The organism is Streptomyces violens (assembly GCF_000717745.1).
GTDB lineage: Bacteria > Actinomycetota > Actinomycetes > Streptomycetales > Streptomycetaceae > Streptomyces > Streptomyces violens.
In genome coordinates this window covers 178,427-193,224 of record NZ_JOBH01000002.1, presented here as the reverse complement: position 1 = coordinate 193,224, position 14,798 = coordinate 178,427, and the positions used below count along the sequence as shown (strand labels likewise).

Sequence of the window (14,798 nt, the reverse complement as noted above, 5' to 3'; positions counted from 1 at the left end):
CGATGAGTGACGAGCCGACCGGTCCCGAGCTGCCGCGGGACCGGGGACCGGTCTCGGCGACCGTGATCAACGCGCTGCGCGGCGGCGGCCCGCCGGCCGCCGGCGACGCGGCCGCCACCGCCGACCCGTACGGCGACGACCTGCAGCTGGCGTTGTACGTGGCGTACGAACTGCACTACCGCGGCTTCGCCGGCGTGGACCCCGGGCTGGAGTGGGACCCCGACCTGCTGCGCCTCCGCGGCGTACTGGAGCGGCGCTTCCTCGACGCGCTGCGGGCCGACGCCACCCGGCACGAGAGCGCGGCGGAAGCGCTGGACGAGCTGCTGGTCGAGCCGGTCGGCGGGGACGGCGTTCCCCATGTGCTGGAACGCTCCGGCACCCGGGAGCAGCTGCGCGAGTACGCCGCCCAGCGCAGCCTGTACCACCTCAAGGAGGCCGATCCGCACGCCTGGGTGCTGCCGCGGCTGTGGGGGCGGGCCAAGGCGGGGATGGCGGCGGTGGAGTTCGACGAGTTCGGCGGCGGGCGCCCCGAGCGGGTGCACGCGCAGCTCTTCGCCGACCTGATGACGGACCTCGGCCTGGACACCGCGTACGGGCGCTACCTCGACGCGGGCAGCGCGGAGATGCTGGCCCTGGTCAACCTGATGTCCCTCTTCGGGCTGCACCGGGCGCTGCGCGGGGCGCTCGTCGGGCACTTCGCCGCGGTCGAGGTGACCTCCTCGCCCGCGTCCCGCCGGCTGGCCGCGGCGATGCGGCGCGCGGGCGCGGGCCCGGCCGCCGAGTTCTTCTACACCGAGCACGTCGAGGCCGACGCGGTGCACGAGCAGGTCGTACGGCACGAGGTCGTCGACGGGCTGCTGACGGCCGAGCCGCACCTGGAGCGGGACGTCGCCTTCGGTATCGACGCCACCGGCTTCCTGGAGGACCGCTTCGGCGAACGGCTGCTGGCGGCCTGGCGGGCGGGGGAGTCGTCACTGCGCGTGGCGCTCGGGCCGGACCTCGCGCACGTACCGTGACCTCCTGTCCCTCCCGTACCTCAGTCGTTGAAAGAGATTTATCCGGGTACTTCTGCTTTGTGCCTCTGATAACGCTTCCCGGGGTCTACGCCCCACAGGACGACACGGCGCTGCTGGCCGAGGTGCTGCAGCACGAGCCGCTGGTGCCGGGCGCGCGGGTGCTGGACATCGGTACCGGCACCGGCGCGCTGGCGCTCGCGGCCGCCCGGCGCGGCGCCGAGGTCACCGCCGTCGACATCTCCTGGCGCGCGGTCCTCGCGGCCCGGCTCAACGCCCGGCTGGCGCGGCTGCCCGTACGGGTGCTGCGCGGCAGCCTCTTCGGGCCCGTGGCCGGCCGGCGCTTCGATCTGATCCTGACGAACCCGCCGTACGTCCCGGCGCCCGAGGCGGTGCTGCCCCGCCGGGGCAGCGCGCGGGCCTGGGACGCCGGGCACGACGGGCGGCTGGTGCTGGACCGCATCTGCCGGGAGGCGCCGCGGCTGCTGGCGCCCGGCGGCGTCCTGCTGCTCGTGCACTCGGCGCTCAGCGGTACCGCGCCCACGCTGCGGCTGCTGCGGGAGGCGGGGCTGGACGCCGTCGCGGTCGAGCACCGCTATGTGCCCTTCGGGCCGGTCCTGCGGTCGCGGCAGGGCTGGCTGCACGGCCAGGGCCTGGTGGCACCCGACGAGGAGAAGGAAGAGCTGGTGGTGATCCGTGCCGAGCGAAGCCGCTGAACCGGCGGACCCCCGCGCCGTACGCCGCCTCACCCTCGAGAAGGACGGCCCGTTGCTGGTGGAGGGCCCGGTCGAGGTGCGGCTGGAGGACGGCACCGTCGTCTCCTCCGACCGCTTCTGCGTGGCCCTGTGCCGGTGCCGGCGCAGCAAGAGCTACCCCTGGTGCGACACCAGCCACCGGCGCCGCGCACGGCGCTGAAGCCACCGGCGCCGCACGCGACACTGAGGCGCGTGCGGCGCCGGTGGCGGGCCTGCGGGCCCTGAGGCCCTGCGGTCAAGCGGTCAGAGTCGCAGCGGCGGCCGGTTCCAGTGCCGGTGTGCGCCGACCGCCTCGATGAACGCCTGCGCGAACTGCTCGCTCGCCGGGCCCACCGGGTGGTGCGTGACCACGCCCTCGTCGGAGACCGTGTGCTCGTGCTCGTCGGCGGTCCGCAGCCGGGTCGGCTCCAGCATTTTCAGCACGTCGATGCCGGTGCCCAGCGCGGCGATCGCCTTGCCGTGCCGGTAGGAGTCCCGTACGAACTTCAGCACCGCCGGGTCCTGGGCCGTACGGGGCACGGACGAGGGGTCACCGGGCAGCACGACCGCGTCGTACAGGACCGAGGCGACGGTGGGCAGCGCCCGGTCCACGGGGTGGGTGACGCCGTCGGAGCCGGTGAACTCGCCGTCGTGCGGCGCGAGGACCTCGACGTTCGCGCCCTTCGCCGAGAGCGCGGAGCGGATCGTGTCGACCTGGTCGGCGTCCACGCCGTCCGAGACCAGGACGGCGATCTGACGGGTGGCGATCGAGCCGTCGCCGCGGTTGTTCTCGAAGCTCAGCGCGGGGGAGGGCGTCACGTCCGGGGTCTCCTGGCGCTCCGGCGGGGCCACGCCGACGCCCTCGGCGACCGAGACGGCCAGGGTGTGGTCGACCCGGGCGAGCTGCTCGACGACCCGCGCGCGGACCTCCTTCGCGTTCACCTTGCCCAGCTCGAAGCGGTACGCCTCGACGATGTGCTGCTGCTCCCACTCGGCCATGCTGTGCCAGAACATCGCGGCCTGGCTGTAGTGGTTCTGGAAGCTGTCGCTGCGCTTGCGGATCTTGTGTCCGGAGACCGCCTCGGTCAGATGCCGGAAGGCGCTCTCATCGGCACCGGCCACCGCCGGGCAGCCGCCGGCCAGCGAGTTCTTGGTGTAGCTGGTGGTGCCGCGGTGGATCTTGCTCTGGTGGAAGCCGTCGCGCTGGTTGGTGCGCACCGGCGCCACCGGCAGGTTGACCGGGATCTGCGCGAAGTTCGGGCCGCCCAGCCGGAGCAGCTGGGTGTCCAGGTAGGAGAAGTTACGGGCCTGGAGCAGCGGGTCGTTGGTGAAGTCGATACCGGGGACGACATTGGCCGTGTGGAAGGCGACCTGCTCGGTCTCGGCGAAGAAATTGTCGGGGTTGCGGTTGAGCACCATCCGCCCGATCGGCCGGACCGGCACCTGCTCCTCGGGGATGATCTTCGTGGCGTCGAGCAGGTCGAAGTCGAAGCTGTGCTCGTCCTCCTCCGGTACGAGCTGCACGCCCAGCTCGTACTCCGGGTAGTCACCGGCCTCGATGCACTCCCACAGGTCGCGGCGGTTGAAGTCCGGGTCGCGGCCCTGCGCCTCCTGCGCCTCGTCCCACATCAGCGAATGCACGCCGAGCTTGGGCTTCCAGTGGAACTTCACGAACGTGCCCTTGCCCTGCGCGTTCACGAAGCGGAAGGTGTGCACGCCGAAGCCCTGCATCATGCGGTAGCTGCGCGGGATCGCGCGGTCCGACATCAGCCACATGATCGTGTGCAGCGTCTCGGGCTGCAGCGAGACGAAGTCCCACAGCGTGTCGTGCGCCGACGCGCCGGTGGGCATCTCGTTGTGCGGCTCCATCTTCACCGCGTGCACGAAGTCGGGGAACTTGATGCCGTCCTGGATGAAGAAGACCGGGAAGTTGTTGCCGACCAGGTCGTAGTTGCCCTCGGAGGTGTAGAACTTCGTCGCGAACCCGCGTACGTCCCGCACCGTGTCGGCCGAGCCGCGCGGCCCCTGGACGGTGGAGAAGCGGACGAACACCGGCGTCTTGACGTCCGGGTCCTGGAGGAACGCGGCCCGGGTGAACTCCGCGCAGGACCGGTAGGGCTGGAAGTACCCGTACGCGCCCGAGCCGCGCGCGTGCACCACACGCTCCGGGATGCGCTCGTGGTCGAAGCGCGTGATCTTCTCGCGGAAGTGGAAGTCCTCCATCAGCGTGGGCCCGCGCTCGCCCGCCTGCAGGGAGTCATCGGTGTGGTCGACCGGCACACCCTGGTCGGTGGTCAGTGGCCCCTCACTCGCGTCGTCCGCGTAGAACCGCTCCCGTTGCTCCTGCTTCTTGTCCGCCATCTCCGACATCTCCGGAGGCTCCTTCCCGCTCCGCGCCGTGCTGGAGTCGCCGACGAGGGCGCCTGGGGGCATGTGTCTCGGCTCGCCAGGTAACCGTTATCCGAGGCGGAGAAACCTCGGCTGGCCCAGAAGGGCGAGCCGCGAAATCCCTGTGATTCCGGGGCCGTGGCGGCCCTGGAGAGGGCCGTCGGACCGTCGGGGCGCAGCGAAGACGAACTGCATGAACAGTGGCAAAGAGGGCACCCCGAAGAGTGATGGCACCACCGCATCGGCCACCGCTTCAGCCACCGCGGCGACGACGCCCCTGAAGAGCGGAATCACGGCCTGCGAAGCCCCCTTCGAGGCCCCGTAGGTCCTGTATCTGGTGATCGCCCATTCCGAGGAGGAAGCGCCATGCGACTCTCGCTCCTGCAACCGCTCATCGAACGACCGGGACCCTGGGCGTCCGTCTACGCCGATGTCTCGCACGGCACGGAGGACGCGGCCAAGCAGCAGGAGCTGTCGGCGCAGCACGCGGCCGATCAGCTGTCCGGCCAGGGCGCCGACGCCGCCACCTGCCGCGCCGTGCACGACGCCCTGACCGACCTCCGCAGGCCGGGTGAATCGCTGGCCCACGCGGGCCGCGCCGTCTTCGCCACCGGCGGCGAGGTCGTCCTGGACACCCCGCTCGCCGGGCCGCCCACGATGCGCGGCGCCACCTGGTCACCCGTGCCCCGGCTGGCCCCGCTGCTGGACGCGCTGGGCGAGAACCCCGTCTGCCTCGTGGTGTACGTGGACCGGACCGGCGCCGACTTCGAGCTGCGCAGCGACACCGCGCACGAGAGCGCGGGCCAGGTCAGCGGCGCCGACTACCCGGTGCACCGGACGACCTCCAGCGACTGGTCCGAGCGGCACTTCCAGCTCAAGGTCGAGAACACCTGGGAGCAGAACGCCGGGGAGATCGCCGAGGCAGTGGGCGAGGCGTTCGAGCACGCCGGCGCCGACCTCGTGCTGCTGGTCGGTGACGCCCGGGAGCGCCGCGCGGTGCGCGACCGGCTCCCCGACCGGCTGCGCCGCGTCGCCTACGAGAGCGAGCACGGCGGCCGGGCCTCCGGCGCCGACAGCACCCGGCTGGACCGGGACATCGCGCAGGTGCGCGCCGGGCTCGAACAGGACCACGTCATGGACGCCGTGCAGCGCTTCCAGACCGGTGAGGGCCGCAGCGACGGCGAGTCCGCGGTGACCTCCGGCGTGCCCTCCCTGATCGAGGCGGCCCGCGAACACCGCATCGACACGCTGCTGATCAGCCCCGACGGCGGCGACGCGGGCCGCGAGGTCTGGGTCGGCCCCGATCCCGACCAGCTGGCCGTGCGCGGCACGGAGATGCAGTACCTGGGCGAGGTGCACCCCGCGCCGGCCCGCGCCGACGACGCCCTGCTGCGGTCCGCCGTGGCCACCGGCGCGCAGGCCGTACTGCTGCACCACAGCGACCCGGTGCCCCCGGGCGGCCTCGGCGCGGTGCTGCGCTGGTCCACGCCCGTGACGCACTGAGCGTCCGCATCCGCCCGGACGGACCGTCGCCCGGGCGTTATGCGCAGGCTCCGGCGGGCACCCGGGGAGTGCCGGCGGGTCGGCGGGCAGGCGCGCTGCCCCCGCCCCCGCCCAGGCGCCGGCCGCCCGCATCACGCACCCCTCCCTGGAGGACCCGTGACCACGCCGCAGCCGCCGGGACGCCCCGGCACCCCGCACCCCGACCCGGTGCCGCCGACGCCGGGACCGGGTCCGGGATCGCCCGGTCCCGAACCGGGGCCGGGGCCCGGCCCGGTGCCCGCGCCCGGACCCGATCCGGTGCCCCCGGCGCCGGACCCGCGGCCCGAGCCCGATCCGGTACCGCCCAACCCGGCACCCCCGACGCCGGGCCCGGCGCCCGGCCCCGCACCCGACCCCGTAGCGCCGCCGCACACGCCCGAGGAGACCGGCCCGGCCGGCTGACCGGCCGGGGCGGACTGCTCGGGGGACCCGTCCGAGGAGACCGCCGATGAGCCAGACCGTCGTCGTCACCGGAGCGAGCGCGGGCGTCGGCCGCGCCGTCGTCCGGGAATTCGCCCGCCGGGGCGCCAGCATCGGGCTGCTGGCCCGCGGTCAGGCCGGTCTCGACGCGGCCGCCGGCGAGGTGGCCGCGGCCGGCGGCCGGGCCCTGGCACTGCCCGTCGACGTCGCCGACCCGGACCAGGTCGAGGCCGCGGCCGACGCGGTCGAGGCGGAATTCGGGCCCATCGACGTCTGGGTCAACTGCGCCTTCGCCGGGGTCTTCGCGCCCTTCACCGAGGTGCGCCCGGCGGAGTTCAAACGGGTGACGGAGGTGACGTACCTCGGCTTCGTGCACGGTACGCAGGCGGCGCTGGCCCGGATGGTGCCGCGCGACGCGGGCACCATCGTGCAGGCCGGCTCCGCGCTGGGCGAGCGGTCCATCCCGCTGCAGTCCGCGTACTGCGGTGCCAAGCACGCGATCCTGGGCTTCACCTCCTCGGTGCGCACGGAACTGATGCACGACAAGAGCAACGTACGGATCACCGTCGTCCAGCTGCCGGCCCTCAACACCCCGCAGTTCTCCTGGGTGCTCTCCCGGCTGCCGCGGCGGCCGCAGCCGGTGCCGCCCATCTACCAGCCGGAGGTCGCCGCGCGCGGCATCGTGCACGCCGCCGACCACCCCCGGCGCAAGCAGTACTGCGTGGGCGGCTCCACCACGGCGACGGTGCTCGCCAACCGGCTTTTCCCCGGCCTGCTGGACCGCTATCTGGCGCGCACGGGCTTCGACTCGCAGCAGACCGACCAGGAGGCCCGGCCCCCGGCCCCGGACAACCTCTGGAAGCCGGTCGACGGCATGGACGGCCGGGACCACGGGGCCCACGGCTCCTTCGACGACGCGTCGCACGGGCGCTCCTGCCAGCTGTGGGCCACCGAGCACGCCCGCCCACTGGCCGCGCTCGCGGCCGCCGGGGCGCTGGCCGCCGCCGGCCTCGCGCGGCGGACCAGGACCTGATGAGGAGCTTCGATGACGGAATACGGCTATTTCCTCTCCTGCGAGGAGCACGACCCGCGCGCACTGGTGGAACAGGCACGCATGGCGGAACAGGCCGGATTCACTTCCCTGTGGATCTCCGACCATTTCCATCCGTGGAATGACGAACAAGGGCAGTCGCCCTTCGTCTGGTCGGTGATCGGCGCGCTCGCCGAGGCCACCTCGCTGCCTGTCGAGACCGCCGTGACCTGCCCGACCAAGCGGCTGCACCCGGTGATCACGGCACAGGCGGCGGCCACCAGCGCGGTACTTCTGAACGGCCGTTTCCGGCTCGGCGTGGGCAGCGGCGAAGCGCTCAACGAGCAAGTCGTGGGCGGCGAATGGCCGCAGACCTCGGTCCGGCTGGAAATGCTGGAAGAGGCGATACAGGTGATGCGGTCGCTCTTCGAGGGAAAGGAAGTCAGTCACCACGGAAAGCACTACACGGTGCAGAACGCGCGGCTGTACACCGTTCCCGAGGAGCCGGTGCGGATCGATGTCTCCGGCTTCGGGCCGACCGCCACGGAACTTGCCGCGCGGATCGGCGACGGATTCATCACCGTCGCGCCCGACGCGGACGCGATCGAGCGGTTCCGGCGGGGCGGCGGCGGAGGCAAGCCGGTGCACGGCGGCCTGAAGGTCTGTTACGGCACCGACCGCGAGGAAGCCGTGCGCACCGCGCACCGGCTGTGGGCGAACGAACAACTGCCGGGCGAACTGGGACAGGTACTGCCGACCCCGCGCCATTTCGAGCAGGCTTCGACCCTCGTCACGCGCGAACAGGTGGCGTCCGCCGTGACCTGCGGCGACGACGTGGAGGCACATGTCGCGGCGGTGCAGGAGTACGCGCATGCCGGATTCGACACCGTCTACGTGAACCAGATCGGCCAGGACCAGCGCGGTTTCTTCGACTTCTATCGGACAAAGGTATTGCCTCAGCTGAAGGACTGAACACACCGGCCGCCGGGAAGAAAACCCGCGGGGCGAATACGCAGCGAATGCCGTGTGGCGGCGGGCCCTGCGGTGGCGGGGCATCGGCCCGCCGCCCTACCGTGGAATTTCCCCGAGCCCGAGTGACCGGATATCCGAACGGCACGTCAATGCTGCGGACCACGTGACGGGCACACGAATTCCCCGCCGGTGCGGCGCGCCGGCCCGGCCGTTCAGGAGAAGCGATGTCCAGTCCTCCCCGGAGCCCCTCGTGCACTCAGTCGGGCGGCGGAGCCGTGGTGCTCCGCCCGCCGGAGTTCGACTGCGCCCGCGTCACCCAGGCCCGTGAGGAGATGCTCATCCTCCTCAACCGGGGCGCCGCGAGCCTGCTGGTGGACCTCGGAGCCTGCTCCACGGTGTGTGCGTGCTGCGGCGTGCCCGCGCTGGTCCGGGTCTTCCGGCGGGCCCGGGCCCTGGGCACGGCCTTCCATGTCATCGCGCCGCGGAGCGCCCAGGCCCGCAGGCCGCTGGAGGACGCGCAGCGGGTGAGCCGGGAGCCGTTCCCACTGGTGACCGCGAGCGAGGCGTAAGGACGTGAGTCGGGGCGCGCACGAGTCTGTGCGCGCCCCGATGTGCTGCGGTGCTCCCGAAGACGTGGATCAGTACGGCTTCGCCCGCTCCCGGAACTCCTTCGCCGGCCGGGCCGACCCCGACTCCGGATAGGAGACGCGGTCCGGATCGCCGTCCGAGGTGTACCGCGGGACCGCCCCGTCACGCAGCTCGTCCAGCCAGTGCGCGGAGCCGAATTGGGCGTCCTTCACATGCGCGCCCGCCGAGCGGATGCGAGGTATGCCGACCGGATCGAAGGCGGTGGCGTACGGCGAGGGAGCCGGGCCCGCGCCGACGAGATAGGCACCGTCGTACGCGTACCGCTCCCCGTCCGCCGCGCCCTTGATGTCCAGCCCTGCCGGGTTGGGCTGGACACCGAACGGCAGGGCCAGCGAGGTCACCTTCGCGCCCGGCACGCTCTCCTCGATGAACCGCTGGCCTGCGGCTATCTGGTGCTGGGCCTCGCCGGCGGTGATATCCCGCAGATTGGCGTGGTCCCGCGTGTGATTGCCGACCTCGAAGCCGTGCCCGTGCAGCCAGCGCAGCGCCTTCTTCGCCCCCGTCGCCGCGAAAGCGTCGCCGTTCACGAAGAAGGTGGCAGCGGGCTTGAACCCCGGGTGCCGCCGGGCCACGTCGCGCAGGATGCCGACCGCGGAGTCCGCGACCGGCCGGCCGTCGTCCCCGAGCGCGAACTGGCTGTCGGTGGAGTCGTCGAAGGTGAGCACGACCGGGTGGCGCCCGGCCGGTATGTCGATCTTCCCCGTGCTGTACGCGCCCGCGGTCACCGGCACATAGCCCTCCTTCGCCAGCCGCTCCAGCTCGGCGCGGAAGTCGGCGGGCGTGCGGTCGTAGTCGCTGCGCGGCTTGTCGACGATCTGGTGGTACATCAGCACCGGCACGGCACCGAGCTCGTTGGCGTCCACCGAGGCAGGGGACTTGGGACGTGACGGGTGTCCGGGCCGGGCCGAGGGGGAATCCTGCGGACCACTGGCGGTTTTCGGAGCCGAGGGTTCCGGCGGTGGCGCACCACCGCGGGACTCGGCGCAGGAGACGGCCGACGCGGCCAGCGTCAGCAGGGACAGGACGATGAGGCCGGGCCGGCGGAGAGGGACCGGACGCGAGCGACGGAGATGCACGAGACCTCCCGGAAAGGGCGTGCCTATGCGGCTCAACTGGAAGACACTTTCCCTGAATCCTTCGGATTCCACTGATTCCACTGATTCCACTGATTCCTCGGGTACTCGTTCCCCGCGCAGAGCGCTCGTCATTCTTCTGGCCGGTGTCCTGGCCATGGCCCTCGTCGTCGGAGGCGTGCTCCTCGTACGGCAGTACCGCGCGCCCGCCTTCCGGCTGGCCGGGCTCCCCGCGGGCGGCGTGGTGAACGCCGCCGCGCTGCAGAAGGGCGGGGTGGCGGTGACCGTGCCGGAGGGGGAGCGGCTGCGGGACGCCGAGGTCACGGTGGACGGCGAGCGGGTGCCGGTGCGGGGCGCCGGGCGGCAGCTGACGGTGGGTCTGGACGGCCTCCGGGACGGCACGCACGAGCTGAAGGTCGCCACCGAGGGCTCGATGCTCGGCGGCGGCTCCGAGCTCACCCGCGAGCTGACCGTCGACACGAAGCCGCCGAAGCTCGCGGTGGCCGACCCCGAGGGCCGCAGCCTGCGCGGGCCGGTGACGGTCAAGGGCCGCGCGCAGGACGCCACCGCCGTGACCGTCGCGGGGCGGAAGGCGGACGTGGGCAAGGACGGCCGCTTCGCCGTCCGGCTCCCGCGGCCGCCCGCGAAGGCCACCGCCGTCGCCACCGACGCGGCCGGGAACACCGCACGGGAGGACGCGGTGGTGACGGTACGGCGGCCGTTGCTGCGCGCGGTGCACGTCAGCGGCCAGGCATGGGCCTCGGACCAGCTGCGCGAGCCGGTGCTGAAGCTGCTCAAGGAGGGCAAGCTGAACGCCGTCCAGCTCGACATCAAGGACGAGCTGGGCGAGGTCTCGTACGACTCGAAGGTGCCCCTCGCGCAGAAGACCGGCGCGGCCAAGGGCTACTACGACGCGAAGAAGGCCATCAAGGAGATCCACGCGGCCGGCGGCGCGGTCGTCGGCCGCATCGTCGCCTTCCGCGACCCGATCCTGGCCTCCGCCTCCTGGAAGGACGGCCACCGCGACCGCGTCGTCCGCACCCCCGACGGCGGCCCGTACGGCGCGGGCTCCAAGTACGGCTCCCTCTCCTTCACCAACTTCGCGAACGAGGACGTCCGCCAGTACCACCTCGACCTCGCCGCCGAGGCCGCGAAGCTCGGCTTCGACGACATCCTCTACGACTACATCCGCCGCCCGGACGGCAAGCTGAGCGGCATGTCCTTCCCCGGCCTCGGCAAGACCTCGCCGGAGGACTCGATAACCGACCTGGTCGCACAGACCCGCACGGTCGCCCGCGAACACGGCGCCTTCCTCGGCGTCTCCGTCTTCGGCATAGCGGTCACCCGCCCGAAGGAGATAGCCCAGGACATCGGCGCGCTCGCGAAGCAGTGCGACTACATCGCACCGATGATCTACCCCTCGCACTGGGCCCCCGGCGAGTACGGCGTCTCCGACCCGAACTCCCAGCCGTACCCCATCACCAAGAAGTCCCTCGCCGACTTCGTGAAGAAGACCCGCCACACCGACGCCCAGATAGTCCCCTGGATCCAGGACTTCTCCCTCGGCGTCTCCTACGGCGACGCCGAAGTAGCCGCCCAGATCCGCGCAGCAGCGGACAACGACATCCCCTCCTTCCTCCTGTGGAACCCGGGCGTGCGGTACCACGGCGGGGCGCTTAAGCCGATGCGGTGACGCCGGTGCGGGACCGACCGGCTCGGCCGGGCCGCCGCGCACTGGCGCGGGGCCCGGCCGAGCCCGTGTTCTGTCGGTTTGGGGCGCTGTTAGGCTGCCGGTGTGTCCCGTGGGGGAAGTCCGGTGAGAGTCCGGCGCTGACCCGCAACGGTGTGCGTGGGTGTGTCGGGCGGGCCTGTCGTAGGGGTCCGGGCGGGGTGCTTGCGTGAGTCCGATGACCCGCGGGGTGGCATATCTCCCGACTGCTCGCCGCGGACTGCGAGAGGGATGACGCACGGACGCCCGCCTTGCGCGGGGTGCGCCGCCCCCTGTGTGTACGGACGCGGCCCGAGGCGAAGGACGCCCGCCCGTGCCCGCCATGACCACCGCCCCGGCACCCGCCGCGGCCGGACCGCCCGCGCTCACCCGGTCGCGGGTGGTTCCCGCATCCGCTGCTGTGCTCTCCCTCCTCCTGCTCGGTTCCCTGGTGTGCGGGGTCGGGCTGGGGGCGTCCGGGGTGACGTGGGGGGAGACGCTGCACTTCCTGGGGGCCGGGCTGAGCGGCGGCACGATACGGAGTGACGAGGTCGCCGCGTACACCATCGTCTGGGAGATACGGCTGCCGCGTGCCGTGCTCGCTGCCGTGGTCGGCGCGGGGCTCGCCTCGGTCGGCGTGGCCGTGCAGGCCATGGTGCGCAACGCGCTCGCCGACCCCTTCGTACTGGGCGTCTCCTCCGGCGCCGCGGTCGGTGCCAATGCCGTACTGCTGTGGGGCGCGTTCGCCGCGCTGGGGGTGTGGGCGCTGTCGGTGTCCGCTTTCGTCTCGGCGCTCGCGGCGATGGCGCTCGTCTACATGGCGGCGCGCACCGCTTACGGGCTGACGCCGCTGCGGCTCGTCCTGGCCGGTACCGCGCTGTCGTACGGGTTCTCCGCCCTCACCACGCTGATGGTCTTCCGGGCCGAGCGCGGCGAGGCGGCCAGGGCCGCGATGATGTGGCTGCTCGGCAGCCTGGGCGGGGCGACCTGGGGGTCGGTGCCGCTCGCCGCGGTCACCGTGCTGGTCGGCATTCTGTACCTCGGTGCCCGGGCCGGGCATCTCAACGCGCTCGCGATGGGCGACGAGACCGCCGCGGCGCTCGGCGTGCGCGCGGGCCGGCTGCGGACCGAGCTGTTCGTGGTGACCGCCGCCGTCACCGCCGCGGTCGTCGCCGTGTCCGGCGCGATCGGGTTCGTCGGGCTGATGGTGCCGCACGTCGTACGGATGCTCGTCGGTGCCGACCACCGGCGGGTGCTGGTCCTCGCGCCGCTCGCCGGTGCCGTGCTGCTGGTCTGGGCGGACCTCGTCTCGCGGCTGCTGCTCGCACCCGCCGAGATACCGGTCGGCGTGATCACCGCCGTGCTCGGCGTGCCGTGCTTCCTGCTGCTGATGCGGCGCGGCGGCTACGCGTTCGGGGGCGGCCGCTGATGCGCGTCGACGTGGCAGGGGTGACGGTCGAGCTGGCCGGGGCCCGGATCGTCGAGGACATCGCGCTGCGGGCCGACAGCGGGCAGGTCGTGGGGGTGGTCGGGCCCAACGGCAGCGGCAAGTCCACGCTGCTGCGGTGCACCTACCGGGCGCTGCGGCCCACGGCAGGCACGGTACGGCTGGACGGCGACGACCTGCACGCGATGGACGCGCGGGCGGGCGCACGCCTGCTGGCCGCGCTGCCCCAGGAGTCCGCCGCCGAATTCGACTTCACCGCCGCCGAGGTGGTGGCGATGGGCCGGCTGCCGCACCAGCGCGGTGGAGCCCCCTTCACCGGCCGCCCCTCCGCCACCGACGCCGCGCTCTGCGCCGAGGCGCTGGACCGGGTCGGCGCGGCCCACCTCGCCGGGCGCGGCTTCCGCTCGCTCTCCGGCGGCGAGAAGCAGCGCGTCCTGATCGCCCGCGCCCTCGCCCAGCAGCCCCGGGTCCTCGTCCTCGACGAGCCGACCAACCACCTGGACATCGCCCACCAGTTGGAGGTGCTGTCCCTGGTGCGCCGCAGCGGCCTCACCGTGCTCGCCGCGCTGCACGACCTGAACCTCGCCGCGAGCCACTGCGACCTGCTGTACGTGCTCGACGGCGGCCGCGTGGTCGCCTCCGGCCCGCCGCACGACGTACTGCGACCCCGGCTGCTGGCCGAGGTGTTCGGCGTACGGGCGCATCGCGTCACGCACCCGGTGACCGGCGCCGTCCAGCTGCTCTTCGACCGCATCGACCAGGAGTGACCATGCCCGTACGACGCCCGGCGGCCGCGCTCGCCGCCCTCCTCGCACTGACCCTGACCGGGTGCGGCGCGCAGGTGGAAAAGGCCGCACCGGATGATCGCGGGACCGCGGTCACCATCGAGAACTGCGGCAGGAAGGTGACCTTCGACAAGGTGCCCGAGCGGGTGGTCACCAACGACGTCGGCATCACCGAGATCATGTTCGCGCTGGGTCTGGAGGACCGGATGGCCGGTTTCGTCATGCCCGACGACAAGGGGAAGCTGAGCGGCGTGCCCTGGAAGGACGGGTACGAGAAGGCGAAGTGGCTGTCGAAGGACGAAATCACCAAGGAGCTGGCCGTCGACGCGCGCGCCGACATGGTCTTCGCGGGCTGGAACTACGGCTTCCGCGAGGGCGGTCTCACCCCGGCGAGCCTGCGCAAGCTGGGCATCGACTCGTACGTCCTCACCGAGTCCTGCCACAACGGGCGCGGCTCGGCACGCGGCATCATGCCGCCGCTGGAGGCGCTGTACACCGACCTCACCCAGCTGGGGAAGCTCTTCGGGGCGGAGGACCGGGCACGGAAGCTGATCACGGACTTCAAGGCGCGGGTCGCGGAGGTGCGGAGGAAGGCGCCGAAGGGCGCGGACCGGCCGAGCGTGTTCCTGTACGACAGCGGCCAGGACAAGCCGTTCACGGCTGGGCGGTACGCGGCACCCGACGAGATCATCGCCAAGGCGGGCGGCCGCAGCATCACCCACGACCTCGCCGACTCCTGGACCACGGTCGGCTGGGAGACCGTCGTCGAGCGGAACCCGGAGACCATCGTGATCTGCGATTACGGGGACACGACGGCCGAGCAGAAGAAGCAGTTCCTGCTGCACTACAAGCCGCTGGCGAACGTCTCCGCGATCAAGAACAAGCGCATCGTCACGCTGGACTACGCGGACCTCGTGGAGAGTCCGCGCAATGCGTCGGCGGTCGAGCGGCTCGCCGCGCACCTGCGGGCCGTCCGGCGGTGACACCGCCATCGTGGCTGGTCGCGCAGTTCCCCGCGCCCCTGAAGGGGCGCGGGGG

The 14,798-nt window shown here is 72.6% G+C and carries 13 protein-coding genes; 11 read left to right on the top strand and 2 right to left on the bottom strand.

All coding sequences use genetic code 11. From position 1 onward, the window contains the following. Positions 1 to 2: 2 nt before the first annotated feature. Genes IF04_RS0104155 through IF04_RS0104145 form a run of 3 tightly spaced genes read left to right on the top strand, consistent with a single transcriptional unit; the run spans position 3 to position 1,928 of the window. Complete coding sequence (locus IF04_RS0104155; RefSeq protein ID WP_030251006.1) at positions 3 to 1,016, top strand: iron-containing redox enzyme family protein; 1,014 nt, start codon at positions 3 to 5, stop codon at positions 1,014 to 1,016. A 59-nt stretch (positions 1,017 to 1,075) separates the two neighbouring features. Beyond that, positions 1,076 to 1,729: a HemK2/MTQ2 family protein methyltransferase gene (locus IF04_RS0104150; RefSeq protein ID WP_030251002.1), complete on the top strand. Its 654-nt coding sequence runs from the start codon at positions 1,076 to 1,078 to the stop codon at positions 1,727 to 1,729. Then, a complete protein-coding gene (locus IF04_RS0104145; RefSeq protein ID WP_030250999.1) occupies positions 1,710 to 1,928 on the top strand; it encodes a CDGSH iron-sulfur domain-containing protein in 219 nt (72 codons plus the stop codon). Before IF04_RS0104150 ends, IF04_RS0104145 begins: the two co-directional genes overlap by 20 nt. 83 nt (positions 1,929 to 2,011) lie before the next feature. Here the strand turns inward: IF04_RS0104145 and IF04_RS0104140 are convergent, their stop codons facing one another. Next, positions 2,012 to 4,108: a catalase gene (locus IF04_RS0104140; RefSeq protein WP_078599903.1), complete on the bottom strand. Its 2,097-nt coding sequence runs from the start codon at positions 4,106 to 4,108 to the stop codon at positions 2,012 to 2,014. Positions 4,109 to 4,501: 393 nt separating this feature from the next. Between IF04_RS0104140 and IF04_RS0104130 the strand changes: the two genes are divergently transcribed. The 4 genes from IF04_RS0104130 to IF04_RS0104115 all read left to right on the top strand — a co-directional run bounded on the left by IF04_RS0104130 (position 4,502) and on the right by IF04_RS0104115 (position 8,668). Beyond that, positions 4,502 to 5,638 carry a baeRF2 domain-containing protein gene (locus tag IF04_RS0104130; RefSeq protein ID WP_030250989.1) on the top strand — a complete coding sequence of 379 codons (1,137 nt, stop codon included), beginning with the start codon at positions 4,502 to 4,504 and terminating at the stop codon, positions 5,636 to 5,638. A 487-nt stretch (positions 5,639 to 6,125) separates the two neighbouring features. Next, the gene (locus tag IF04_RS0104125) at positions 6,126 to 7,130 is read left to right on the top strand and encodes an SDR family oxidoreductase (protein WP_030250986.1); all 1,005 of its coding nucleotides are present in this window, start codon (positions 6,126 to 6,128) and stop codon (positions 7,128 to 7,130) included. Positions 7,131 to 7,142: 12 nt separating this feature from the next. Next, complete coding sequence (locus IF04_RS0104120; protein ID WP_030250983.1) at positions 7,143 to 8,099, top strand: TIGR03557 family F420-dependent LLM class oxidoreductase; 957 nt, start codon at positions 7,143 to 7,145, stop codon at positions 8,097 to 8,099. Between the two features lie 224 nt (positions 8,100 to 8,323). Continuing rightward, positions 8,324 to 8,668 carry an STAS domain-containing protein gene (locus IF04_RS0104115; protein ID WP_157847601.1) on the top strand — a complete coding sequence of 115 codons (345 nt, stop codon included), beginning with the start codon at positions 8,324 to 8,326 and terminating at the stop codon, positions 8,666 to 8,668. Positions 8,669 to 8,737: 69 nt separating this feature from the next. On the opposite strand, the gene IF04_RS0104110 is transcribed toward IF04_RS0104115, so the two are convergent. After that, a complete protein-coding gene (locus IF04_RS0104110) occupies positions 8,738 to 9,610 on the bottom strand; it encodes a polysaccharide deacetylase family protein (RefSeq protein WP_037958254.1) in 873 nt (290 codons plus the stop codon). 367 nt (positions 9,611 to 9,977) lie between these two features. On the opposite strand from IF04_RS0104110, the gene IF04_RS0104105 reads away from it, so the two are divergent. The 4 genes from IF04_RS0104105 (at position 9,978) to IF04_RS0104090 (ending at position 14,743) form a co-directional block, all read left to right on the top strand. Next, positions 9,978 to 11,513, top strand: coding sequence for a putative glycoside hydrolase (locus tag IF04_RS0104105; protein WP_030250973.1), 1,536 nt, complete (start codon positions 9,978 to 9,980; stop codon positions 11,511 to 11,513). Positions 11,514 to 11,871: 358 nt separating this feature from the next. Further along, positions 11,872 to 12,957, top strand: coding sequence for a FecCD family ABC transporter permease (locus IF04_RS0104100; RefSeq protein WP_030250970.1), 1,086 nt, complete (start codon positions 11,872 to 11,874; stop codon positions 12,955 to 12,957). Beyond that, positions 12,957 to 13,742, top strand: coding sequence for an ABC transporter ATP-binding protein (locus IF04_RS0104095; RefSeq protein ID WP_030250968.1), 786 nt, complete (start codon positions 12,957 to 12,959; stop codon positions 13,740 to 13,742). Before IF04_RS0104100 ends, IF04_RS0104095 begins: the two co-directional genes overlap by 1 nt. 2 nt (positions 13,743 to 13,744) lie before the next feature. After that, complete coding sequence (locus tag IF04_RS0104090; protein ID WP_030250965.1) at positions 13,745 to 14,743, top strand: ABC transporter substrate-binding protein; 999 nt, start codon at positions 13,745 to 13,747, stop codon at positions 14,741 to 14,743. Positions 14,744 to 14,798: the final 55 nt, after the last annotated feature.

Bases quoted from the DNA above. Each gene is read 5' to 3' on its own strand.
- IF04_RS0104090 (WP_030250965.1), top strand. From the start codon at position 13,745: ATGCCCGTACGACGCCCGGCGGCCGCGCTCGCCGCCCTCCTCGCACTG.
- IF04_RS0104095 (WP_030250968.1), top strand. From the start codon at position 12,957: ATGCGCGTCGACGTGGCAGGGGTGACGGTCGAGCTGGCCGGGGCCCGG.
- IF04_RS0104115 (WP_157847601.1), top strand. From the start codon at position 8,324: ATGTCCAGTCCTCCCCGGAGCCCCTCGTGCACTCAGTCGGGCGGCGGA.
- IF04_RS0104105 (WP_030250973.1), top strand. From the start codon at position 9,978: ATGGCCCTCGTCGTCGGAGGCGTGCTCCTCGTACGGCAGTACCGCGCG.
- IF04_RS0104140 (WP_078599903.1), bottom strand. From the start codon at position 4,108: ATGGCGGACAAGAAGCAGGAGCAACGGGAGCGGTTCTACGCGGACGAC.
- IF04_RS0104120 (WP_030250983.1), top strand. From the start codon at position 7,143: ATGACGGAATACGGCTATTTCCTCTCCTGCGAGGAGCACGACCCGCGC.
- IF04_RS0104155 (WP_030251006.1), top strand. From the start codon at position 3: ATGAGTGACGAGCCGACCGGTCCCGAGCTGCCGCGGGACCGGGGACCG.
- IF04_RS0104100 (WP_030250970.1), top strand. From the start codon at position 11,872: ATGACCACCGCCCCGGCACCCGCCGCGGCCGGACCGCCCGCGCTCACC.
- IF04_RS0104125 (WP_030250986.1), top strand. From the start codon at position 6,126: ATGAGCCAGACCGTCGTCGTCACCGGAGCGAGCGCGGGCGTCGGCCGC.
- IF04_RS0104130 (WP_030250989.1), top strand. From the start codon at position 4,502: ATGCGACTCTCGCTCCTGCAACCGCTCATCGAACGACCGGGACCCTGG.